This is a genomic window from Amycolatopsis sp. NPDC114478 (assembly GCF_055633805.1).
Genome location: NZ_JBVKDO010000020.1, coordinates 186,116 through 207,999 on the forward strand (window position 1 = coordinate 186,116; position 21,884 = coordinate 207,999).

The 21,884-nt window shown below is 71.5% G+C and carries 18 protein-coding genes and 1 pseudogene; 9 read left to right on the forward strand and 10 right to left on the reverse strand.

Annotated elements, in window-relative coordinates; all coding sequences use genetic code 11:
* Positions 1 to 86: 86 nt before the first annotated feature.
* Positions 87 to 1,400 (reverse strand): DUF349 domain-containing protein, encoded by a 1,314-nt coding sequence (locus ACZ7OH_RS40550; protein WP_470285749.1) that lies wholly within the window; start codon positions 1,398 to 1,400, stop codon positions 87 to 89.
* A 219-nt stretch (positions 1,401 to 1,619) separates the two neighbouring features.
* On the opposite strand from ACZ7OH_RS40550, the gene miaA reads away from it, so the two are divergent.
* Positions 1,620 to 2,531: a tRNA (adenosine(37)-N6)-dimethylallyltransferase MiaA gene (gene miaA / locus ACZ7OH_RS40555; protein WP_470285750.1), complete on the forward strand. Its 912-nt coding sequence runs from the start codon at positions 1,620 to 1,622 to the stop codon at positions 2,529 to 2,531.
* A gap of 10 nt (positions 2,532 to 2,541) precedes the next feature.
* On the forward strand, positions 2,542 to 3,369 hold the full coding sequence (gene dapF, locus ACZ7OH_RS40560; protein ID WP_436388403.1) for a diaminopimelate epimerase: 828 nt from the start codon (positions 2,542 to 2,544) through the stop codon (positions 3,367 to 3,369).
* Positions 3,370 to 3,374: 5 nt separating this feature from the next.
* Here dapF and ACZ7OH_RS40565 read toward each other — a convergent pair whose 3' ends face one another.
* From ACZ7OH_RS40565 to ACZ7OH_RS40575, 3 genes are all read right to left on the reverse strand, one after another.
* Positions 3,375 to 4,325, reverse strand: a complete 951-nt coding sequence (locus ACZ7OH_RS40565) for a hypothetical protein (protein WP_470285751.1) — start codon at positions 4,323 to 4,325, stop codon at positions 3,375 to 3,377.
* 72 nt (positions 4,326 to 4,397) lie between these two features.
* Positions 4,398 to 6,911 carry a valine--tRNA ligase gene (valS, locus tag ACZ7OH_RS40570; RefSeq protein WP_470285752.1) on the reverse strand — a complete coding sequence of 838 codons (2,514 nt, stop codon included), beginning with the start codon at positions 6,909 to 6,911 and terminating at the stop codon, positions 4,398 to 4,400.
* 9 nt (positions 6,912 to 6,920) lie between these two features.
* Positions 6,921 to 8,174, reverse strand: a complete 1,254-nt coding sequence (locus ACZ7OH_RS40575) for an MFS transporter (protein WP_470285753.1) — start codon at positions 8,172 to 8,174, stop codon at positions 6,921 to 6,923.
* Between the two features lie 64 nt (positions 8,175 to 8,238).
* Here ACZ7OH_RS40575 and ACZ7OH_RS40580 point away from each other — a divergent pair, with 64 nt between their 5' ends.
* The 3 genes and pseudogenes from ACZ7OH_RS40580 to ACZ7OH_RS40590 all read left to right on the forward strand — a co-directional run.
* Positions 8,239 to 8,742, forward strand: a complete 504-nt coding sequence (locus ACZ7OH_RS40580; RefSeq protein WP_470285754.1) for an ArsR/SmtB family transcription factor — start codon at positions 8,239 to 8,241, stop codon at positions 8,740 to 8,742.
* A 42-nt stretch (positions 8,743 to 8,784) separates the two neighbouring features.
* Positions 8,785 to 10,233 carry a GTPase HflX gene (gene hflX / locus ACZ7OH_RS40585; protein ID WP_470285755.1) on the forward strand — a complete coding sequence of 483 codons (1,449 nt, stop codon included), beginning with the start codon at positions 8,785 to 8,787 and terminating at the stop codon, positions 10,231 to 10,233.
* Between the two features lie 53 nt (positions 10,234 to 10,286).
* Positions 10,287 to 10,625, forward strand: a pseudogene (locus ACZ7OH_RS40590) (hypothetical protein); the annotation flags it as partial.
* Between the two features lie 309 nt (positions 10,626 to 10,934).
* Here ACZ7OH_RS40590 and lexA read toward each other — a convergent pair.
* Positions 10,935 to 11,594, reverse strand: a complete 660-nt coding sequence (gene lexA, locus ACZ7OH_RS40595; RefSeq protein WP_049878229.1) for a transcriptional repressor LexA — start codon at positions 11,592 to 11,594, stop codon at positions 10,935 to 10,937.
* Positions 11,595 to 11,946: 352 nt separating this feature from the next.
* On the opposite strand from lexA, the gene ACZ7OH_RS40600 reads away from it, so the two are divergent.
* From ACZ7OH_RS40600 to ACZ7OH_RS40610, 3 genes are all read left to right on the forward strand, one after another.
* Positions 11,947 to 12,411, forward strand: a complete 465-nt coding sequence (locus ACZ7OH_RS40600) for a LysM peptidoglycan-binding domain-containing protein (protein WP_470285756.1) — start codon at positions 11,947 to 11,949, stop codon at positions 12,409 to 12,411.
* A gap of 841 nt (positions 12,412 to 13,252) precedes the next feature.
* Complete coding sequence (gene nrdR, locus ACZ7OH_RS40605) at positions 13,253 to 13,747, forward strand: transcriptional regulator NrdR (protein WP_086676168.1); 495 nt, start codon at positions 13,253 to 13,255, stop codon at positions 13,745 to 13,747.
* A gap of 31 nt (positions 13,748 to 13,778) precedes the next feature.
* The gene (locus ACZ7OH_RS40610) at positions 13,779 to 16,595 is read left to right on the forward strand and encodes a vitamin B12-dependent ribonucleotide reductase (RefSeq protein ID WP_470285757.1); all 2,817 of its coding nucleotides are present in this window, start codon (positions 13,779 to 13,781) and stop codon (positions 16,593 to 16,595) included.
* Positions 16,596 to 16,629: 34 nt separating this feature from the next.
* On the opposite strand, the gene ACZ7OH_RS40615 is transcribed toward ACZ7OH_RS40610, so the two are convergent.
* Positions 16,630 to 17,421 (reverse strand): isocitrate lyase/PEP mutase family protein, encoded by a 792-nt coding sequence (locus tag ACZ7OH_RS40615; protein ID WP_470285758.1) that lies wholly within the window; start codon positions 17,419 to 17,421, stop codon positions 16,630 to 16,632.
* 44 nt (positions 17,422 to 17,465) lie between these two features.
* Positions 17,466 to 18,986, reverse strand: a complete 1,521-nt coding sequence (locus ACZ7OH_RS40620) for an FAD-dependent monooxygenase (RefSeq protein ID WP_470285759.1) — start codon at positions 18,984 to 18,986, stop codon at positions 17,466 to 17,468.
* Positions 18,987 to 19,080: 94 nt separating this feature from the next.
* On the opposite strand from ACZ7OH_RS40620, the gene ACZ7OH_RS40625 reads away from it, so the two are divergent.
* On the forward strand, positions 19,081 to 19,782 hold the full coding sequence (locus ACZ7OH_RS40625; RefSeq protein ID WP_470285760.1) for a TetR/AcrR family transcriptional regulator: 702 nt from the start codon (positions 19,081 to 19,083) through the stop codon (positions 19,780 to 19,782).
* Between the two features lie 74 nt (positions 19,783 to 19,856).
* On the opposite strand, the gene ACZ7OH_RS40630 is transcribed toward ACZ7OH_RS40625, so the two are convergent.
* Genes ACZ7OH_RS40630 through ACZ7OH_RS40640 form a run of 3 tightly spaced genes read right to left on the reverse strand, consistent with a single transcriptional unit; the run spans position 19,857 to position 21,737 of the window.
* On the reverse strand, positions 19,857 to 21,266 hold the full coding sequence (locus tag ACZ7OH_RS40630) for an MFS transporter (RefSeq protein WP_470285761.1): 1,410 nt from the start codon (positions 21,264 to 21,266) through the stop codon (positions 19,857 to 19,859).
* A gap of 1 nt (position 21,267) precedes the next feature.
* Entirely contained in the window at positions 21,268 to 21,582 is a 315-nt protein-coding gene (locus ACZ7OH_RS40635) for a VOC family protein (RefSeq protein WP_400889306.1), read from the reverse strand.
* A complete protein-coding gene (locus ACZ7OH_RS40640) occupies positions 21,579 to 21,737 on the reverse strand; it encodes a ribbon-helix-helix domain-containing protein (protein ID WP_470285762.1) in 159 nt (52 codons plus the stop codon). The genes ACZ7OH_RS40635 and ACZ7OH_RS40640 overlap by 4 nt, the downstream gene beginning before the upstream one ends.
* Between the last annotated feature and the right edge of the window lie 147 nt (positions 21,738 to 21,884).

The following is a 21,884-nucleotide window of genomic DNA, read 5'->3' on the forward strand; positions in this document are numbered from 1 at the left end:
AGCGACGCCGTGATGTGGACAAGCCGGTCCGAGACCTCAGTGCCACGAGACCTCAGCGGCCCGAAAGGGCCAGCCGGCCCCAAACCTCAGCGGTCCGCAACCGCCGCCTCCGCAGCCTGCAGCCACTCACGCCACTGAGCAGCCTGCTCCTCGGCCTTCTTGGCCCGCCGCTCATCCCCGGCCGCCCGCGCCTTCGCCGCCTGCGACTCGAACTGCTCCACCCGCTCGCGGAACTGTGCCGCCCGCGCCTGGGCCTCCGGGTCCGTCTTCCGCCAGCGGGAGTCCTCCGCCGACTTCACCGCGTCCTGGACCGCCTTCAGCCGGCCGTCCAGCTCGCGGATGCGCTCGCGGGGGACCTTGCCGATCTCGTCCCACTGCTCCTGGATGCGCCGCAGCGCGCCCTTCGCCGCCTCCAGGTTCGCCGACGCGTCGATCTTCTCCGCCTCGATCAGCAGCTCTTCCTTGCGCGAGGCGTTCGTCGCGAACTCCGCGTCGCGCTCGGAGAACACCGCCGAACGGCGGGCGAAGAACTTGTCCTGCGCCGCGCGGAACCGCTGCCACAGCGCCTCGTCGCTGTCCTTCGGCGCGCGGCCGGCGGCCTTCCACTCGGTCATCAGGTCCTTGTAGCGACCCGCCGTCTCGCCCCAGTCCTCGGACTCGCTGATGGCCTCGGCCTCGGCGATGAGCTCTTCCTTGCGCTGCTTGGCCGACGCGCGCTGCTTGTCCAGCTCGGCGAAGTGCGACCCGCGGCGGCGGTTGAACGCCTCGCGGGCCTTGGAGAACCGCTTCCACAGCTCGTCGTCGGTCTTGCGGTCGACGCCCTTGACCGTCTTCCACTCGTCGAGGATCGCGCGCAGCCGGTCGCCCGCCGCCTTCCACTGGGTGGACTCGGCGGCGATCTTCTCGGCCTCTTCGGCCAGCTCCTGCTTGCGGGCGACGGCGGCCGCGCGGGCCTCCTCGCGCTCCGCCTTCGCGCTGGCCAGCGCCTTCTCGGCGTGCCCGATGACGTACTCCAGCCGGGCGGCGAGCGCGGCCAGGTCGCCGACCAGGGCGGCCTCGGCGAGGCTGTCCCGGATCTGGGTGGCGCTCGAGAGCGCGTGCTTCGGGTCACCGGCGCCGGAGACCAGCCGCGTCTCCAGCAGCTCGACCTCGGTGCGCACGTCGTCGAAGCGGCGGGCGTAGTGCACGAGGCCCTCGTCGGGGCTGCCTGCCTGCCAGACGCCGACGGTGCGTTCACCCTCGGCGGTGATGACGTAGACGGTGCCCTCGTCGTCGATCCGGCCCCAGGTCGACGGGGTGGGTTCGGCGGGCGGCACGGGCGGGGCGGCGTGCCCGGTGTGCAGCGCGTGTGGCACCGGGTGCGGGGCCGGGGTACCGGTGGAAGTGTTCTCCTGGGCCATCGCAGGCTCCTTATCGCCTGTACGCCCGCTCGCGCGGGCGCCCCGCCGCGGAAGCGGGGCCGGGTAATGCGGTCGTCACGGGCCGTGCTCGGATGCTACGGCCCCTAGGCGGCATTCAAGCAGCTCAGCGCGCACCGTGGTACCGGATGAGCCACTAGAAGCACGTGATCCTACTTCCGGTGGACGCTCCGTGTCGGCCCGCCGGTATCGTCAGCCGCCGTGAACAGCCTCGTCGCCCCGATCGCCGTGGTCGGGCCGACGGCCACCGGCAAGACCGCGCTCGCCGTGGAGCTGGCCCTAGAACTCGGCGGCGAAGTCGTCAACGCCGACGCCCTGCAGCTCTACCGGGGCATGGACATCGGTACCGCGAAGGCCACCGAGGCCGAGCGCCGCGGCGTCCCGCACCACCTGCTCGACGTCCTGGACGTCACCGAGACGGCGTCCGTCGCGGCCTACCAGCGGCACGCGCGGGCCGAGATCGAGCGGCTCCTGGCCGGGGGCAAGGTGCCGGTGCTGGCCGGCGGGTCCGGCCTCTACGTCCAGGCGGTGCTCGACGACCTGCGGTTCCCCGGCACCGACCCGGCGATCCGGGCCCGGCTCGACGCGGAGGCCGAGCAGCTCGGCACCCCCGCGTTGTACACCCGGCTGGGTGAACGCGATCCCGCAGCCGCGGCGGCGATCCTGCCGACCAACACGCGCCGGATCGTGCGCGCCCTCGAGGTCATCGAGATCACCGGCGAGCCGTTCTCGGCGAACCTGCCCAAGCCGGGGCCGGCCCGCTACGGCACGGTCGTGATCGGCGTCGACCGGGCGCCCGAGGAGCTCGACGAGCGCGTGAACGAACGCGTCCGGCGGATGTTCGAGGCCGGTCTGGTCGACGAGGTGCGCGAGCTCGAGAAGCGCGGCCTGCGCGACGGGAAGACGGCGTCGCGGGCGCTCGGCTACCAGCAGGTGCTCGCCGAGCTGGACGGCGACGGCGACTTCGAGGCGGCCGCCGCGGCGACGGCGCAGGCGACGCGGCGCTTCGTCCGGAAGCAACGCTCCTGGTTCCGGCGCGACCAGCGGATCCACTGGTTCGACGGCGCCGATCCGGGGCTGGCCGCGCGCGTCCTGGATACCCTGGCCCGGTAATCTTGCCCCTATGGGCGGAATCGAGTTCCTCAAGGGGCACGGCACACAGAACGACTTCGTGCTGCTCCCCGACCCGGCGGGCCGGCTCGAGCTGACCGAAGCCCGGGTCGCCGCGCTGTGCGACCGCCACCGCGGTCTCGGCGCCGACGGCGTGCTGCGCGTCGTCCGCGCCGCGGCGATCGACGAGCCCTCCGCGGGCGAGTGGTTCATGGACTACCGCAACGCCGACGGGTCGATCGCCGAGATGTGCGGCAACGGCACCCGCGTCTTCGCGCGCTACCTCGTCGACTCCGGGCTGGAGCGCGAGGGCGAGTTCGTCATCGGCACCCGCGCGGGCGACCGCCCGCTGGTGGTGCACCCGGACCGCTCGGTGACCGTCCAGATGGGGCCGGCGACGATCACCGGCACGTCGGTGACCGTGGTGGCCGGCCGGCCGTTCTCGGGCGTCGCGGTGAACGTCGGCAACCCGCACCTGGTGTCGCTGATCGACGAGGACGTGGCCGACCTGGACCTGCGCGACCAGCCCGACTTCGACCACGACGTCTTCCCGCACGGGGTCAACCTCGAGTTCGTCAACCGCCTCGGCGAGGGCGCGCTGCGGATGCGCGTCCACGAGCGCGGGGTGGGGGAGACCCGGGCGTGCGGAACGGGCACGGTCGCCGCGGTCGCGGCGGCGTTCCACTTGGCGGGCACGGACACGGGAGCGTCCACAGTGGACATCCCGGGCGGCCGGGTGTCGGTGACGGTGTCCCGCGGCGCGTCGACGCTGTCGGGCCCCGCGGAGATCGTGGCGCGCGGCGAGATCGACGAAGCCTGGTGGGCCGCCGCCGGCTCCTGACGGCGTCAGCCGGTTTCGAGGGCGTTCAGGATCTTCCAGGTGTGCCAGTGCGAGTCGTGCTCCTGGCAGAGCAAGGAAACGGCCGTCAGCACCGCCACGAGCGCGTTGGTGCGCGTGACCTGGCCCGGCGCGGTGATGTGGTGGGTGGTCACCTGCCGGCTGAAACTCGTCGGGGCGGGCGCGCCGCTGCCCGGCGACCACGGTGTCATGGCGTTCAGCAAGGGCATCACGGTGGCCAGTTCGCGCAAGATGCCGAGCGAAGCGAAGAAGGACAACCCCGCGCTGCGGGCGCGTTCCGACAACGTCTGGACGCGGCTCGGCGTCGGGGCGTGGCTGTGCCGATCGCCGTAGACGATCGTGAACGCGGTGCGGGCAAGCTCGTCGATGAGGTTCGCGGCCGCCGACTGAGCCGGTGCCGGAAGATCGAGACGAAGTGCCTGGACCGCTTCCCGGGCGACGCGGACCGACGGTGCCGCCGCGGGGGCCCGGCCCACCTCGTCCAGGCGGCTGTCGCAGTGGTCGAGGATCGGCTCGCGGCGGTCGTCGAGAACGGCGTGGACCGAGACCGTTTCGTCGTCGTCGGCGGCCAGGAGCAGCTTGACGGTTTCCGGGTCGGGCACCCAGGCCAGGGGAACGCCGTGCGCCAACGAGAGCCGGACGGCCGCGAAGTAGTCGACGTCCGCCTTGCCATCGGAGACCCAGTTCGGCGGCGCGGCCCGCCGATGGAGCTCGTCGACCCTCTTGCCCGAGGCCCTGGCCGTTCGTTCGACCCAGGGCCAGAACCCGTCGATCGCGCGTCCGATGGAGTCCGCCAGCTGCTGCGTGGGCTCGGGGGACAGCTCGGCCGCAGCCGGCTGGACCAAGGGCCGGAACGGTCGTAGCAGGTCAGCGGCGGCGAACACGAACTCGTCTCCGCTCGCCGCGGGACGCTCCCCGCCCGGCGCATCCGTACTCATGGCGAGAGATTAACGGTCCGCCCCGGCGGAATTCCCGTTTCCGCGGCAGGAATTCCGCCGGGACCGCCCGCGTCAGATCTTCGCTTCGACCCCGAAGTCGCCTTCGCGCGTCTCCACGTTCCCGATCGCGCCCGCGGTACGGATGTCCGGCTCGATCGCCGCGAACCGAACCAGCACCTCGGCCGGTCCGGTCACCGTCAGCGTCTCCACCGCCGTGCGCATCGACACCTTCGCGTCCGTCTTCGCCCGGCGCACCGCCGCGATCACCTGACCCGCCAGCGCGAGCAGCTCCGGGTCACCCTCGACAGGAGCCACCGAAGGCCAATCGGCCCGGTGCACCGAGCCCTCCTGCCACCACGACCAGACCTCCTCGGTCGCGAACGGCAGGAACGGCGCGAACAGCCGCAGCACCGCCGACAACGCCGTCACCAGCGCCGCCTGGGCCGACGAAGCTCCCTCGGGACCGCTGTCGCCGTACGCGCGGCCCTTCACCAGCTCCACGTAGTCGTCGCAGAACGTCCAGAAGAACGTCTCCGTCACCTGCAACGCCCGCGCGTAGTCCAACGCCTCCAACGCCGTCGTCGCCGAGGAAACGACGGCCGAAAGCGACGCCAGCAGCGCCCGGTCCAGCGGCTCCACCGCCACCGCGGAAGGAGAAGGCACGCCCAGACCCAGCACGAACCGGCTCGCGTTGAGCAGCTTCGTCGCCAGGCGCCGGCCGACCTTCATCTGGCCTTCGTCCACCGCCGTGTCGACGCCCGGGCGCGCGCTCGCCGCCCAGTACCGCACCGCGTCCGAGCCGAAGCGCTCCAGCAGGTCCACCGGGGTTATCACGTTGCCGATCGACTTCGACATCTTCTTGCGGTCCGGGTCGAGCACCCAGCCCGCGATCGACGCCGCCCGCCACGGCAGCACGCCGTGCTCGAGCTCCGCGCGCACCGCCGTCGAGAACAGCCAGGTGCGGATGATCTCGTGCGCCTGGGGCCGCAGGTCCATCGGGAACACGCGCGCGAACAGGTCGTCGTCGAGGCTCCACCGGCCGACGATCTGCGGCGTCAGCGACGACGTCGCCCACGTGTCCATCACGTCGGCTTCGGCGGCGAACCCGCCCGGGACGCCGCGCTGGTCCTCGGTGAAGCCCGGCGGGACGTCGCTGCTCGGGTCGACCGGCAGCGTGTCCGGCAGCAGGCGGGCGTCGTAGTCCGGCTCGCCGTGCGCGTCGAGGCGGTACCACAACGGGATCGGCACGCCGAAGAACCGCTGGCGGCTGACCAGCCAGTCGCCGGCCAGGTTCTCCACCCACGACGAGTAGCGCACCTTCATGTGCTTCGGCACCCAGTTCAGTTCCTCGCCGCGGGCCAGCATGCGCGCGCGGAACTCCTCGTCGTTGCCGCCGTTTCGCAGGTACCACTGCCGGCTGGCGACGATCTCCAAGGGCTTGTCGCCCTTTTCGTAGAACTTCACCGAATGCGTGATCGGCCGTGGTTCACCGTGCAGCGCACCGGCTTCGCGCAGCAGGCGCACCATGATCTCGCGTCCCGTGTGGACGGTCTTGCCCACCAGCGGCGCGTACGCCTCCGCGGGCACGTCGTGGGGCGCGTCGGGCAGGAACCGGCCGTCGCGGCCCAGCACCACCCGCGTCGCCAGGCGCAGCTCCCGCCACCACGTGACGTCGGTGGTGTCGCCGAAGGTGCACACCATCGCGATCCCGCGGCCCTTCTCCGGATCCGCCAGGTGGTGCGCCACCACGGGCACCTCGACGCCGAACACCGGCGTCCGCACGGTCTTCCCGAACAGCGGCTTGAACCGCTCGTCGTCGGGGTGCGCGACCAGCGCGACGCACGCGGGCAGCAGTTCCGGCCGGGTCGTCGCGATCACGACGTCGGCGCCGTCGGGGCCGGTGAACGCCAGGTCGTGGAAGGCGCCCGGGCGTTCGCGGTCCTCGAGTTCGGCCTGGGCGACGGCGGTCCGGAACGACACATCCCACAGCGTCGGCGCTTCGGCCTGGTACGCCTCGCCGCGCTCGAGGTTGCGCAGGAACGCGCGCTGCGAGATCAGCCGCGAGTCGTGCCCGATCGTCTGGTAGGTCATCGTCCAGTCGACCGACAGCCCGAGCCGCCGCCACAGCTCCTCGAAGACCTTTTCGTCGGTCTCGGTCAGGGTTTCGCACAGCTCGACGAAGTTGCGGCGCGAGATCGAGACCACGTTCTTGCCCGGCTTCTCCGGGGCGCGGAAGTCCGGGTCGTAGGGCAGCGAGGGATCGCAGCGGACGCCGAAGTGGTTCTGCACGCGGCGTTCGGTCGGCAGGCCGTTGTCGTCCCACCCCATCGGGTAGAACACCTCGAGCCCGCGCATCCGCTTGAACCGCGCGAGGACGTCGGTGTGGGTGTAGGAGAAGACGTGCCCGATGTGCAGCGACCCGCTGACCGTCGGCGGGGGAGTGTCGATCGAGTAGATCTCTTCACGCGTCTTGGTGCGGTCGAAGCGGTAGGCGCCGGTGGATTCCCATACGGGTACCCACTTGGCCTCCAGACCGTCGACACCGACCTTGTCCGGGACTCTCGGGCGCTCGTACGGGGTACTCATGAAGCAACTCTAGGCGGCCGCGGAATCGCTTTTCGCCTCGGTCGGCAGGTCGCGCAGGTGCCGCAAGGGCGAGCACACGACCCACAGGACCGCGGCGGCCTCGCCGGTGACGGCGACCCACATCGCGCCGCGCAGCCCGAGGCCTTCGCCGAGCGCGCCACCGAGCAGGCCGCCGAGCGGGATGGTGCCCCAGACGACGAACCGCACGCTCGCGTTCATCCGGCCGAGCAGCCGGTCCGGGCAGATCGCCTGCCGGTACGAAACCTGCGCGATGTTGTAGATGATGATCCCGAACCCGCTGACGACGAGCCCTAACCCGGAGAGCCCGAGCCGCCAGTCCGGCGCGGCGAGCGGGACCAGCAGGTAGCCGGGCGCGGTGACCAGCGGGACCAGCCAGATCGCGCGGGACTGGCCGACCCGGCGGGTGACCGCGCCCGAGCAGACCGCGCCGAGGATGCCGCCGGCGCCGCCGACCGCCATGAGCGCGCCCACCGCGGCCGGCGGCAGCCCGACGGTCCGGGTCAGGAACAGCACGTACACGGCCATGAACGCGCCGTTGAAGAAGTTCGCCGTCGCCGTGGTGCCCACGATCGCCCGCAACGGCTTGTCGGAGAAGACGAACCGCAGGCCCTCGGCGATCTGCGGGAGCAGCCGGGCGTGGCCGTCGCGCTGCGGCGCGGGTTCCTCCGCGCGGATCCGCAGCAGGCATAGCGCCGAGGTGAAGAAGCCGAGGCCGGTGACCAGCACGGTGTTCGCCGCGGTCACCAGCTGGACCAGCACACCGGCCGCGCTCGGCCCGGCGATCTGCGCGGTCGACTGGACGGCCTGCAGCTTCGCGTTGCCTTCCATGAGGTGCTCCCGCCCGACGAGGGAGGGCAGGTACGACTGGTACGCGATGTCGAAGAACACCGTCGCGATGCCGACGAACAACACGACGACCAGCAGCTGGGCGAGCGTCAGCACCCCCGCCCACCAGGCGACCGGCACGCTCAGCAGCAGCGCCGCCCGCGTGAAGTCGGCGGTGAGCATGACCCGGCGGCGGCGCATTCGGTCGACCCAGACGCCCGCGGGCAGCCCGATGAGCAGGAAGGCGAGCGTCTCGGCCGCGGTGAGCAGGCCCATCTGGAACGGCGTCGCCGCGAGCGTGACCGCCGCGAGCAGCGGGACGGCGGTGTTCCCGACGAACACGCCGAGCTGGCTGGCCGTGTCGCCGGCGAAGAGCCGCCTGAAGTCGGCGTGACGGAAGAGTGACCCCCGGTGCATGGTTCCCGAGTCTGGCCCGAGCGATTGGAAAGTGTCAATCACTGTTCGCTCTAAGCTGTCCCGCGTGCTCCCCGCGAAACGACGTGCCGCGACCGAAGCTGAGGCCGCCGCGCTGGCCTCCGGAATACGGCTGCGCATCATCCGGTTGACCTTCTCGGAGGCGTTGACGAACAAGGAGCTCGCGCAGCGGCTGGGCCGGGATCCGGCGACGACGCTGCACCACGTCCGCCGGCTCGTCGAGACCGGCTTCCTGGCCGCGCAGCCACCGCGCCGCGGGACCCGGGGGGCCAAGGAAATCCCGTATCTTTCGACGGGGCTTTCGTGGACACTCGACTCATGCGGTGACAAGGGCGTGGAACAGGCGGTTCTCGAGGCCTATCTGGCCGAGATCGCCGAGACCGGATTCGACGGCGTGCACCAGTCGCGCCTGGTCGTCCAGGTGGCCCCCGAGGAGCGGGCCGAGCTGCAGACGCGGCTCAACGCCCTGCTCGAGGAGTTCCGCGCGCGCCCCCGCCGTCCCGGCGCCGAGCGCACCGCGATCTACCTCGCCACCTATCCCAGCACGTAAAAGTTCGGTTCCCGCGGCGAAACGTGGGAACATGGAGGCACGATGACAGAACTGACACACACCGAAGACCACGACGACGACCTGTACGACGGCGACCCGTCGACGGGTGAGATGGAGCTCGAGGACCGGGCGTCGCTGCGCCGGGTCAGGGGACTGTCCACGGAGCTCGAGGACGTCACCGAGGTCGAGTACCGGCAACTGCGGCTGGAACGCGTCGTGCTGGTCGGCGTGTGGACCGAGGGCACGGCCCTGCAGTCCGAGGCGTCGCTGGCCGAGCTGGCGCGCCTGGCCGAGACGGCGGGCTCGGAGGTCCTCGAAGGCCTCATCCAGCGGCGGCCCAAGCCGGACCCGGCCACCTACATCGGTTCGGGCAAGGTGAAGGAGCTGCGGGACATCGTCTCCTCCACCGGCGCCGACACGGTGATCTGCGACGGCGAGCTCTCGCCGGGCCAGCTGCGGCAGCTCGAGGAGAAGGTGAAGGTCAAGGTCATCGACCGGACCGCGCTGATCCTGGACATCTTCGCCCAGCACGCCCGGTCCAAGGAGGGCAAGGCGCAGGTCGAGCTGGCCCAGCTGCAGTACCTGATCCCGCGGCTGCGCGGGTGGGGTGCGTCGCTGTCCCGGCAGGCCGGTGGGCGCGCCGGCGGCGCGAACGGCGGCGTGGGCCTGCGTGGTCCCGGTGAAACCAAGCTCGAGACCGACCGGCGGCGGATCAACAAGCGCGTGGCGAAGCTGCGTCGCGAGATCGCGGCCATGGACACCATCCGCGAGACCAAGCGCGGGCGGCGGCTGGCCAACGAGGTGCCCAGCGTGGCGATCGTCGGCTACACCAACGCCGGCAAGTCGAGCCTGCTCAACGCGCTGACCGGGGCCGGGGTGCTGGTGGAGGACGCGCTGTTCGCCACCCTCGACCCGACCACGCGGCGCGCGCAGACCGCGGACGGGCGCGGCTACACGCTGACCGACACCGTCGGGTTCGTGCGGCACCTGCCGCACCAGCTGGTCGACGCGTTCCGCTCGACGCTGGAGGAGGCCGCGGACGCGGACCTGCTGCTGCACGTGGTGGACGGGTCCGACCCGGCGCCCGAAGAGCAGGTCAGCGCCGTGCGCGAGGTGCTCGGCGAGATCACCCGCAAGCGCAAGGAGCCGCTCCCGCCGGAGCTGCTGGTGATCAACAAGATCGACGCGTCCGACGAGGTCAGTCTCGCCCGGCTGCGGCATGCGCTGGCCGGCTCGGTGCCGGTGTCGGCGCGGACCGGGGCGGGCATCGCGGAGCTCGTCGAGGTGATCGCCGACCGCCTGCCGCGGCCGGAGGTCACGGTCGACGTCCTGGTGCCGTACACGCGCGGCGAGCTGGTCGCGCGGGCGCACGCGGACGGCGAGGTGCTCGAAGAGGAGCACGTCGCGGACGGCACGCGCCTGCTGGTGCGGGTCCGCCCGGACCTCGCGGCGGCCTTGCGCGACTACGAGACCAACTCGACCCGGGCCTGACACGTCTCCGTAGTGTGCTTTCCGAGGGGAAAGCACACTACGGAGGTGGGTGGGTGCGCTGGGTGGTCGCTCTTGCGGCAGTTTCTTCGGGCGTGCTCGGCGGCCCTGTCCCGGCTTCGGCGGCTCCGGCCGCTCCGGAGCCGTTGTGCACGGTGAAGGACTCGCGGATCGGCGAGCTGTCCGACCTCGTGTCCGACGGTTCGCGGATGTACGCGATCAACGACGGCGGCACCAAGGTCCAGGTGTTCGTGCTCGGGCGGGACTGCAAGGTCCAGAAGGTCCTGACGGATCGCACGGACCCGTTCGACGTCGAGGACCTGGCCCGGACCCCGGACGGAACGCTGTGGCTGTCGGACACGGGCGACAACCAGAAGGGGCGGCTGACGGTCGCCCGCGTGCCGTGAGCGTTCCGTCCGCGTGGCGCCGCCGTTCCGCCTGCGTGGCGTGAGCGGTCCGCCGGCGCCCTGTTGCCGTCCACAAAGGATCGCCCTTCGTGCGGTGCGGGGCGCGGCCGCTCGGGCCGCGCAGTCCTGCGCACCGCACGAAGGAAACCTCGACCGGTGCAGCGGCGGACAGGGCCGGGCTTCCCGTCCACCCGCCGCACCGCGGCCGGGCTTGCTCCCGGATCTCGGCTCCCCACGGCCGAAGATCATCCGATCCGGTGAACCTCCCGGGCCGTGCGAAAGCCCGGGATACCTCTTCTAGAGCCGCCGGAGGACCGCCACGACCTTGCCGAGCACCGTGGCGTCGTCGCCGGGGATCGGTTCGTACGCCTCGTTGTGCGGCATCAGCCAGATGTGGCCGCCCTTGCGCTTGAACGTCTTGACCGTGGCCTCGCCGTCGATCATCGCCGCGACGATCTCGCCGTTGTCCGCGTCCGGCTGCTGGCGGACCACGACCCAGTCGCCGTCGGTGATGGCCGCGTCGATCATCGAGTCACCGGTGACCTTCAGCAGGAACAGCTCGCCCTCGCCGACGATCTCCCGCGGCAGCGGGAAGACGTCCTCGATGGCCTGCTCGGCCAGCACCGGGCCACCGGCGGCGATCCGGCCGACCAGCGGCACGTACGCCGCCTTCGGCATGACCGGCTGCTGGTCCATCTCGATGCCCATGGGGTTGTCGTCGGTCGCCGAAAGCACGCCGACCGCTCGGGGACGGTTCGCGTCCCGGCGCAGGTACCCCTTTCGCTGCAGCGCACGCAGCTGGTGCGAGACCGACGAAGTCGACGTCAGGCCCACCGCCTCGCCGATCTCGCGGACGCTCGGCGGGTAGCCGAACCGGCTCACCCACGAGCGGATCACGTCGAGGACCTGCTGCTGGCGGACGGTGAGGGTCTCGTCCACGTCGTACACCTCGGGCATGGAGTGCACACTGCCCCCGGGGGACCCACTGGTCCTGCCCGCCTTGTTCTCCTTCGCCACTGCGTCGCCTCCCAGACGTTCGCTGCACGTATCGCGCGCCGGCCGCCGCCCGCCGGGTGCGGGCAGCCTCGCCGGCGGCATCTGCCCGGCAGATGCCCTGGTCACCGACGTTAGCCCCCGGGCACGACGATTTCAAACATCTGTTCGATCGACACGCCGTGTCCGCTCGATTTTGTCGGTGGTAGGTGGTAGACCTTCGCACGGGCGTTCGATAGAACGCCTGTTCGACCTTGATCCACGGGCCGGCACCGGCCCCGGAAACGGGCGGACACAGGGTTTCGAGGAGGTTCGGATGTCCATTCTGGCCGAACGCGGGCACGCCCGCCCGGCGACCCCGGTCCCGGCACAGCCCCGTCCCGTCCGCGTCCTGCGCGGCCGCCGCGGCGAGGTCCAGCGCCCGCCGACACGCGCGAGGGTCGTGGCGGGCCGCCGTCCGGCCGGCGCGCCGTGCGCGGCGCCCCGCCGGGTCCCGGTGCGCTGGCCGTGGCTGGCGGCGCTGGCGGTGGCGAGCTGCCTGGTGGTCACGGGCCTGGGCTTGTTCGGCGGAGCCGCGGCGCAAGCCCCGGTCCCGGCGCAGACGGCGACGGTATCGGTGGGCCAGGGCGACACGCTTTCGTCGATCGCGGCGAGGTTCGCGCCGGACAGCGACACGGGCGCGGTCGTGGCCCGGATCAAGCAGCTGAACCGGCTGGACGGCGCCGTGTTGGTTCCGGGCTTGCCGCTGACGGTCCCGGTCGCCGACGTTCCCGCGCCGTGATCGCTCGCCGGCCGCGCGGCCGGGACGAGCGGGTGCGGTCGAGGCTGGACTGGGGCAGGGCGCCGGTTCCCGTGGCGCTCGAGCGCTGGGCCGCTGCCGGTGACGAGCGTGCCGAGGTTCGTGTGCAGGCCGCGCTTCGCGCTGGCGGTACGGCCGCGGATCGCGCCGGCCCTCGTGTGCGGAATCGAGCCTCGCGTCCGAGCCGCGCTGAGCTGCGGTCGCGTTGGCCGTTGTGTGCCGGTCGAGCCTCCTGTCCGAGCCGCGCTTCGCTCGGGAGCTGCGGTCGCGCCGGCCCTCGTGGGCCGATCGAGCCTCGCGTCCGCGCCGCCGCCGGCGACGGGCGGTGTCTCCGAGCGCCCGCCGCGCCTGACCCGGCCGACCCGCGCCGAGCGCTGAGGCGCCCGTCCCGAAATCACCCGGCCCGGTGAAACCGCCGACCCTCGAAAGCGCCCTCGCGCTCGATCCGGACCACCCGCCGAAGCGCCCCGTCGCGCCACCCGAACAGAGCAACCCCGCCTCCACCAGGGCGACTGCCTCTCAACCCTCTCCCGGCGACCGCTCCACTCCCGTCGGGAGCGCCACCCCACCCTCACCCGGGCGGGTCCGGCACCGGCCGCGTCGCTTGCGCACACCCCCGCCGAGTTCTACGCTCGCCCGCTATATGTAGTAGTTACACCGCTGTAGTTGGTCCACAGGTTGGGGTAGACTGGGCAGCAGTTGTCCACAGCTGGTCGGCGTTTACCCACCGGATGTCCACAAAACGATCACCAGGTGCAGGGGTGCATGGTGGCCGGAGGGCGTCGACCGGGGCGGCCGGCGAGGAGGGGAAGGTGATCGGCGGATGAGGTGCCCGTTCTGCCGGCATGCGGACTCCCGGGTCGTCGACTCCCGAGAGGTGGATGAAGGCCAGGCGATCCGCCGGCGGCGCTCGTGTGCGTCGTGCGGGCGGCGGTTCACGACTTCGGAGACGATGGTGCTCGCCGTCGTCAAGCGGTCCGGGGTCACCGAACAGTTCAGCCGGGACAAGGTGGTGAGCGGCGTCCGCCGCGCCTGCCAGGGCAGGCCGGTCGACGACGACGCGTTGCAGCAGCTCGCGCAGCGCGTGGAGGAGTCGATCCGCTCCGCCGGTCTGGCGGAGATCCCGAGTCACGAGGTCGGCCTGGCCATCCTGGGCCCGCTGCGTGAGCTCGACGGGGTCGCCTACCTCCGGTTCGCCAGCGTCTACCGCTCCTTCTCCTCGGTCGAGGACTTCGAGAAGGAGATAGCCGATCTTCGTGAGGCCATGGCGGGTTCTGCTGCGCCGGAGGAGAGCGATCAGCGCGAAGACGGCGATTGACCGTCCCGCTGCGGGAGTGAGGGTTCGACCGATGACCGAAACCGTGGGAACCGGGGCCGGCACGGCCGCCGGCAAGAAGAGCAAGCCGGCCGGCGGGCTGAGCGTGAAGCGCGTCTTCACCACCGAGGGGAAGCACCCCTACGACCAGGTGACCTGGGAACAGCGCGACGTCGTGATGACGAACTGGCGCGACGGCTCGGTCAACTTCGAGCAGCGCGGCGTGGAGTTCCCCGACTTCTGGTCGGTCAACGCCACCAACATCGTCACCAGCAAGTACTTCCGCGGCGCCGTCGGCAGCCCGCAGCGCGAGCGCAGCCTCAAGCAGCTCATCGACCGGGTCGTGAAGACCTACGTCAAGGCCGCGCGCGACCACGGCTACTTCGCCTCGCCGCAGGACCTCGAGATCTTCGAGCACGAGCTCACCTGGATGCTGCTGCACCAGGTCTTCAGCTTCAACTCCCCGGTCTGGTTCAACGTCGGCACGGCGTCGAAGCAGCAGGTCAGCGCCTGCTTCATCCTCGCGGTCGACGACACCATGGAGTCGATCCTCAACTGGTACCGCGAGGAGGGCCTGATCTTCAAGGGCGGCTCCGGCGCCGGCCTCAACCTCTCCCGCATCCGCTCCTCCAAGGAGCTGCTGACCTCCGGCGGCACCGCGTCCGGCCCGGTCTCATTCATGCGCGGCGCCGACGCGTCCGCGGGCACCATCAAGTCCGGCGGCGCCACCCGGCGCGCGGCGAAGATGGTCGTGCTCGACATTGACCACCCGGACATCGAGGAGTTCGTCCAGACGAAGGCGCGCGAAGAGGAGAAGATCAAGGTCCTCCGCGACGCCGGGTTCGACATGGACCTCTCCGGCGCGGACATCTCCTCCGTGCAGTACCAGAACGCGAACAACTCGGTCCGCGTGTCGGACGAGTTCATGCAGGCGGTCGAGAACGGCACCGAGTTCGGCCTGCGCGCCCGGCTCACCGGCGAGGTCATCGAACGGACCGACGCGAAGAAGCTGTTCCGCAGCGTCGCCCAGGCCGCGTGGGAGTGCGCCGACCCGGGCATCCAGTACGACGGCACGATCAACGACTGGCACACCTGCCCCGAGTCGGGCCGGATCACCGCGTCGAACCCGTGCAGCGAGTACATGCACCTCGACAACTCGAGCTGCAACCTCGCGTCGCTGAACCTGCTCAAGTTCGTCACGCCCGAAGGCACCTTCGACGCGCCGCTGTTCGCGCGCGCCGTCGAATTCGTCATCACGGCGATGGACGTCTCGATCTGCTTCGCGGACTTCCCGACCGAGCCGATCGCCGACACCACGCGCAAGTTCCGCCAGCTCGGCATCGGGTACGCGAACCTCGGCGCGCTGCTGATGGCGCTGGGTCACGCGTACGACTCCGAAGGCGGCCGCGCGCTCGCGGCGGCGATCACGTCGCTGATGACCGGTGTCTCGTACCGCCGCTCGGCCGAGATGGCCCAGGTCGTCGGCGCGTACGAGGGCTACGCCCGCAACGCCGAGTCGCACCAGCGCGTGATGCGCAAGCACGCGGCGGCCAACGAGCTCGTCCGCACCTACCACTCGAACGACGCCGCGGTCCGCGCACTGGCGACGGAGGAGTGGAAGAAGGGCATCGACATCGGCACGAAGCACGGCTGGCGCAACGCGCAGGCGTCGGTGCTCGCGCCGACCGGCACCATCGGCTTCATGATGGACTGCGACACGACCGGCATCGAGCCGGACTTCTCGCTGGTCAAGTTCAAGAAGCTCGTCGGCGGCGGCTCGATGCAGATCGTCAACCAGACGGTGCCGCGCGCGCTCGAGGCGCTGGGCTACCCGGCCGAGCAGGTCGAGGCGATCGTCGAGTACGTGGCGCAGCACGGCCACGTCGTCGACGCGCCGGGGCTGCGCCCGGAGCACTACGAGGTGTTCGACTGCGCGGTCGGCGAGCGCTCGATCGCGCCGATGGGCCACGTGCGGATGATGGCGGCGGTGCAGCCGTTCCTCTCCGGCGCGATCTCGAAGACGGTCAACATGCCGGAGTCGGCGACGGTCGAAGAGGTCGAGGAGATCTACTTCCAGGGCTGGAAGCTCGGCCTCAAGGCGCTCGCGATCTACCGCGACAACTGCAAGGTCGGCCAGCCGCTGTCCACGGCCAAGAAGGAAAAGGCGGTCGCCGAACCGGAGAAGGTCGTCGAGTACCGCCCGGTCCGCAAGCGCCTGCCGAAGAAGCGCCCGAGCCAGACGGTGTCGTTCACCGTCGGCGGCGCGGAGGGCTACCTGACGGCGGGTTCGTACCCGGACGACGGCCTCGGCGAGATCTTCGTCAAGCTCGGCAAGCAGGGCTCGACGCTGGCCGGCGTGATGGACGCGTTCTCGATGTCCATCTCGGTCGGTCTGCAGCACGGCATCCCGCTCGAGTTCTACGTCTCGAAGTTCTCGAACCTGCGCTTCGAGCCGGCGGGCATGACCGACGACCCGGACATCCGGATCGCGACGAGCGTGATGGACTACCTGTTCCGCCGCTTGGCGCTGGACTACCTGCCGTACGAGAAGCGTTCGCAGCTGGGCATCCTGTCGGCGGACGAGCGGTCGGCGGAGGTCGAAGCGACCTACGGCGGCGGGTCGAACGTCGACCTCGAGGCGCTGAGCACCACAGTGGACTCCTCGCCGGAGCCGCACGCGGAGGAGCCGGAGCACCCGCACCGCGAGGCCCAGACGACGACGGAGCTGATGGAGCTGCGCCTCGGCAAGGCGGCGGACGCCCCGCTGTGCATGACGTGCGGAACGAAGATGCGCCCGGCAGGCTCGTGCTACGCGTGCGAAGGCTGCGGCGCGACGTCCGGCTGTAGCTGACGGTCTCCGCTGACCCGGGTGGGTGCCACCCGGGTCAGCGGAACGCCCGCTGCAGTTCCGAAATCGGCGGCAGGTCGGCCACGAACCCGAACCGGCCCGCCTTCATCTCCCGGGCACCGTCCATGAAGGACTTCAACGCCAGCCGGGACAACGCCGCGCCGATGCTGATCCGGCGCACTCCCGCCTCCGCCAGCTGCTCCAGCGTGATCGACGGGTCCGCGAAGCCCATCACCACGTTGACCGGCTTGCCCACCGACGACACCACCGCGCGGATCTCGTCGAGCGTCCGCAGGCCCGGCGCGTACAGCACGTCCGCGCCCGCTTCCCCGAACGCCTGCAGGCGCTTGATCGTGTCTGCGAAGTCGTTCGCGCCCCACAGCTGGTTTTCGGTGCGGGCCGTGAGCACCACCGAGCGAGCCCGTGCCGTCTCCACCGCGGCGCGGACCCGGTCGACCGCCAAGCCGAAGTCGTAGATCGGGCTGTCCGGGTCGCTCGACTGGTCCTCGATCGACGCGCCCACCGCGCCGGCGTCGGCGGCCGCGTCGATCATCTTCGCCGCCTCGGCCGGGTCGTCGGCGAACCCGTTCTCGAGGTCCGCGTTCACCGGCAACGGCGTCGCGTCGGCGATCTCCCGGACGTTGGCCAGGATCTCCGCGCGGGTCGCGCGGGTCCGGCCCACCACGTTGGCCACGCCGAGGCTCGTCGTGGCCAGCGCGTCGAAACCGAGCCCGGCGAGCAGCCGGGCCGTCCCGGCGTCCCACGGGTTCGGCAGCAGGAGGGGCTCGGGCCGTTCGTGCAGGGCCCGGAAGTCGTCGGCGGTCGTCATGCGTTCAGCTTCCTCCCGCGACGGCCGCCGGACAACGGCGTCGCTCAGCGGGCCAGGACGCGCGCCACCGCCTCCGCGAGGTCCGCCGGCTGCCCGCGCCAGGCGATGAAGTGGTCCGGCCGCACCAGCACCGCGCCCCCGTCCGCGATGCCCGTGGCGCGCAGCCAGTCTTCGTCCTCGACGACGCGGACGTCGAAGTCACCCGCCCGTGGCCAGTCGCGGCCGGGCCCGGTGACCAGGGTGAGCCGCCGGCCGACCAGGTCCAAAGTGGACAAGCCGGCGGCGAGCCAGGCGTGGGGGAGCCGGGACCCGGGCGTCCCGTCGAGCACGACGTCCTCTGTGGACGGCAGTCCGGGCCGCGCGCCGAGCACCGCCGCGGAGTCGTAGCGGTAACCGAGGTGGACGACCGGCGCGTTGACCACGCCCGCGGCCGCGCGGGCCGCGGCGGCGGCCGGACCCGGCTCCCAGTGCAGCCGCGGATCCTTCAGCCGCCGCAGCGCCTGATCGAGCGCGAGCGCCGCCACCGGACGGCGTTCGGCTTCGTAGGTGTCCAGCAGCGCCGGGCCCGCGGTGCCGTCGAGGACCGCGGCCAGCTTCCACGCCAGATTGTGCGCGTCGGCGATGCCGGTGTTCGCGCCGAACGCCCCGAGCGGCGGCACCGCGTGCGCCGCGTCGCCGGCGAGGAACACCCGGCCGGCGCGGAACAGGTCCGCCAGCAGCCCGCGCACCCGCCACGGCAGCACGCTCAGCACCTCCACGGCGAGGTCCGGGACGCCGACCGCGGCCCGGATCAGCGCGGCGCAGCGTTCCGGCGGGAAGGCCTCGACCGGCTCGTCGCCGAGGTCGGTGTGGAAGATCCAGTCCTTTTCGGCGTCGACGGTCACCAGCATCCCGGGCGCCTCGGGCGTCGTGATCGTGCAGTTCGCGAAGTGGTGGCCCTTCGTGTACGGCGTCAGATCGGCGCGGAACAGGATGTTCAGCAGCGGCTGCCCGAGCGCGCCGGGGCCCGTCGTGCCGATGCCGAGCGACGTCCGGACGTCGCTGCGGCCCCCGTCGGCCGCGACCAGGTAGCCGGCGCGCTCGGTCCGCCGCCCTTCGGGGGTGTCGAGGACGGCGGTGACGCCGGTGTCGTCCTGCTCGAAGGAGACGAGCGTCGTCGAGTACTCGACCGTCGCGCCGCGTTCACGGGCCGCGGCGAGGAGCACCTTGTCGAGCCGGTCCTGCGGGCAGGTGCCGCGCAGCACGCTCGGGCTGTGCCGGGACGCGGCGACGTTCGGGCTGTTCGGCGCGGCGGGTGGCGTGTCGGGCAGGGCGGCGGTGGCGAGCGTGGGCGCGTAGATCTTGCCGAGACTGGCGGTGCGCCGGACGGCGACCGCTTCGACGGCGTCGGCGATGCCCGCCTGGCGGAAGAGCTCCAAGGTCCGGAAGCCGAGACCGGTGGCGCGGGGGTGCGCGGACGGGCCGTCGGCGCGTTCGACGACGAGCGCGTCGACGCCGTGGCAGGCCAGGAAGAGCGCGGTGGACAGGCCGACGGTGCCGCCGCCGGCGACGAGGACGCGAGACATGGTGACCCCCAGTGTTGTGGCTACAGTGTTCTCACTACGGCTACACCGTAGCCATTCAGGTACGCTGTTCGCAACGGAGGAACGGGAGGACGACATGGCCGACGAGCCGGCGCTGGTCTGGGCCAAGGAACGGCGGAGCCCGCGGCGCCAGGCCCCGAGCGTCGAGCAGATCGTGCGGACGGCGATCGCGATCGCCGACGCCGAAGGCCTGCCCGCGCTGTCGATGCGCCGGGTCGCGGCGGACCTCGGCTCGGGGACGGCGTCGCTCTACCGCTACGTCGCGAGCCGCGACGAGCTGCTCGACCTGATGATCGACGAGGTCAAGGGCGCCGAACACACCGAGCTGACCGGCGACTGGCGCGCCGACCTCGAGAGCGTCGCCCACCAGGTCCGCGCGACGCTGCTGCGGCACCCGTGGCTGAGCGGCGAGATCCCCGGCCGTCCGGCGCTGGGGACGAACTCGCTGCGCCGGCACGAAGCCGCTCTCCTCGCGGCGGCGCCGCTGACCGGCGACATCACGTTCGCGGCGGGGGCGGTGGACGTGGTGCTCGCGTACGTCTTCGGCACGGTGACGCAGGAGTTGGCCGAGCTGCAGGCCCAGCGCCGGTCGGGGCTGACGAGGGAGCAGTGGCAGGCGAGCGTCGGCCCGTACATCCGCGAAGTCATCGAAAGCGGCGAGTACCCGCAGTTCTCGCGCCGGGTGATCGAGGGGGAGGACCGGACTGCCGAGGAGGTCTTCGCGTTCGGCCTGGCCGTCGTGCTCGACGGCATCGCGGCCCGCGCGCCGCGGCACTGAAGACGGCGTAGGCCGGACGCGGAAATGATGGCGGTGTGAATCGCGCGAAATCACACGCGCAGGTAGTCCCGGGTTTAACCGGAAGTCGGTTCGATCCGGCGGCCGCGGACCGCGGACAGCAGTGCGGCGGCGGCCATGACCGTCGTCAGGGTGGCGAACGCCGTGCTCAGTCCGTCGGTGAACACCGTCGCGAGTGGACCGTCCAAACCGGCCGTGCCGACGAAGATCGCGAACGCCGTGCCACGCGGAACCGCCTGGGCCGCGACGAGGATCGCCGTGGTGAAGGACAGCACCATGCCGATGCTCGCGAACGTGCGCAGCACGCCCGAGGCGATCCCCAGCCGCTCGGGCGGGCAGGCCTTCATCACCGCCGCGCTGTTGGCGGGGTAGAAGAAGCTACCGCCGATCATGAGCACGACGTTGCCGAGCGCCGGCAGCCACAGGCCGCTGGTCGTCGTCATCCGCGCGAAGACCACGAGCGCGACGACGGAGAGGGCGAGCCCGCCGGTCGCGGGGAGCACCGGCCCGAAGCGGTCCACGAGCCGTCCCGCGTACGGGCCGGCCGCGGCGCCGAGCACGTAGCCCGGCAGCAGCAGGAGCGACGCGTCGATCGGGCTCAGCCCGCGCGGCCCCTGCAGGTACATGATCACCAGGAACAGCACCGCGAAACTGCCGAGCCCCTGGAGCAGGGCCGCCAGCAGGGACGGCGCCACGGCGGGGATCCGGAACAGCGACAGGTCCACGGTGGGCGCCGGGTGCCGCAGTTCGATGACCACGAAAACCGCGAGCAGCACCAGACCGCCGGCCAGGAAGGCGAAGTGCGTCCACCGCGGCGGTTGCGCGGCGAGCGACGTCATCGCCCACGCCACCCCGGACAGGCCGAGGCCGAGGGTGACCATGCCGGCGGGGTCGAGCCGCGGCCGGGTCCGCTCGCCGCGGTCGTGCAGGACGCGCAGGGCCAGCACCAGTGCCGCCGCGCCGATCGGCAGGTTGATCCAGAAGATCCACCGCCACGACACCGACGTCACGATGACGCCGCCGAGCAGCACGCCGACGACCGAGCCGACCGAGTAGCCGAGGGCGTTGAACCCGTAGGCGCGTCCGCGCTCGGCCGGTGGGTACAGCTCGGAGATGATCGCACCGCTGTTGGCGGCGATCAGTGCCGCGCCGAGCCCCTGCACGACGCGGAACCCGATGATCGACCCGGCGTCCCAGGCGAGGGCGCACAGCACCGAGCCGGCGACGAACACCGCGAACCCGGCCCGGTACATCCGCACCCGGCCGAAGAGGTCGCCGAGCCGGCCCAGCTGCGTCGCGAGCACCGTGACGACCAGCAGGTAGCCGACGACCACCCAGGTGAGCGCGTCCAGGCCGACCCCGAGGTCGGCTTGGATGGCGGGCAGGGCGAGCACCACGACGGTCCCGTCGACGGCGGCGACCAGCACGCCGGTCATGACGACGAGCATCCCCAGCGTGCGCCGCACGTCAGCTCCCGGCCTGCAGGATCCACTCCCGCCCGTCGGGGTCGCGGACGGTCATCTCGCGGGTCCCGAAGTGGGTGTCCTCGAAGGGAGAGACGACTTCGACGTCGGGCGTGACTTCTTCGCTCTTGACGACGATCTTCATCCCGGTCGGCCGGCTTTCGGGCACCTCGGCGACGAAGACGTAGGGCCCGTCGCCGTTGCGCAGGAGCCCCGAGTTGTGGTCGGTGGCGAAGTCGAGCTCGAACCCGAGGGCCTGGAAGAACTTGGCGGCTTTGCCCCAGTTGTGGGTCTCGAGGTACACGGCTTCGATGGTCATCGCGGGTCTCCTTCGGTGTTGGCCAGGTACTGGCGCAGGGCTTCGGTCACGAGGGCCGAGAGGGACTGTCCGTGGTCGACGGCGTGGTGCTTGACCTCCCGGATCAGGTCCACGGGGAGGTACACGTTGAACTGCTTGACGTCCTTGTCCGTCATGACAGGATGCTAGCATCCTATATAGCTAGCGTGTCAACCTTGCGGTCGTCCTCTAAGGGATGTCTCGTAACTCGTGTTGTGGTTGGTGGGGCTGGTGTTGCCGGTCAGTTGGCGAGGAGGATGTTGTGCAGGTGCGCGATGCCGGAC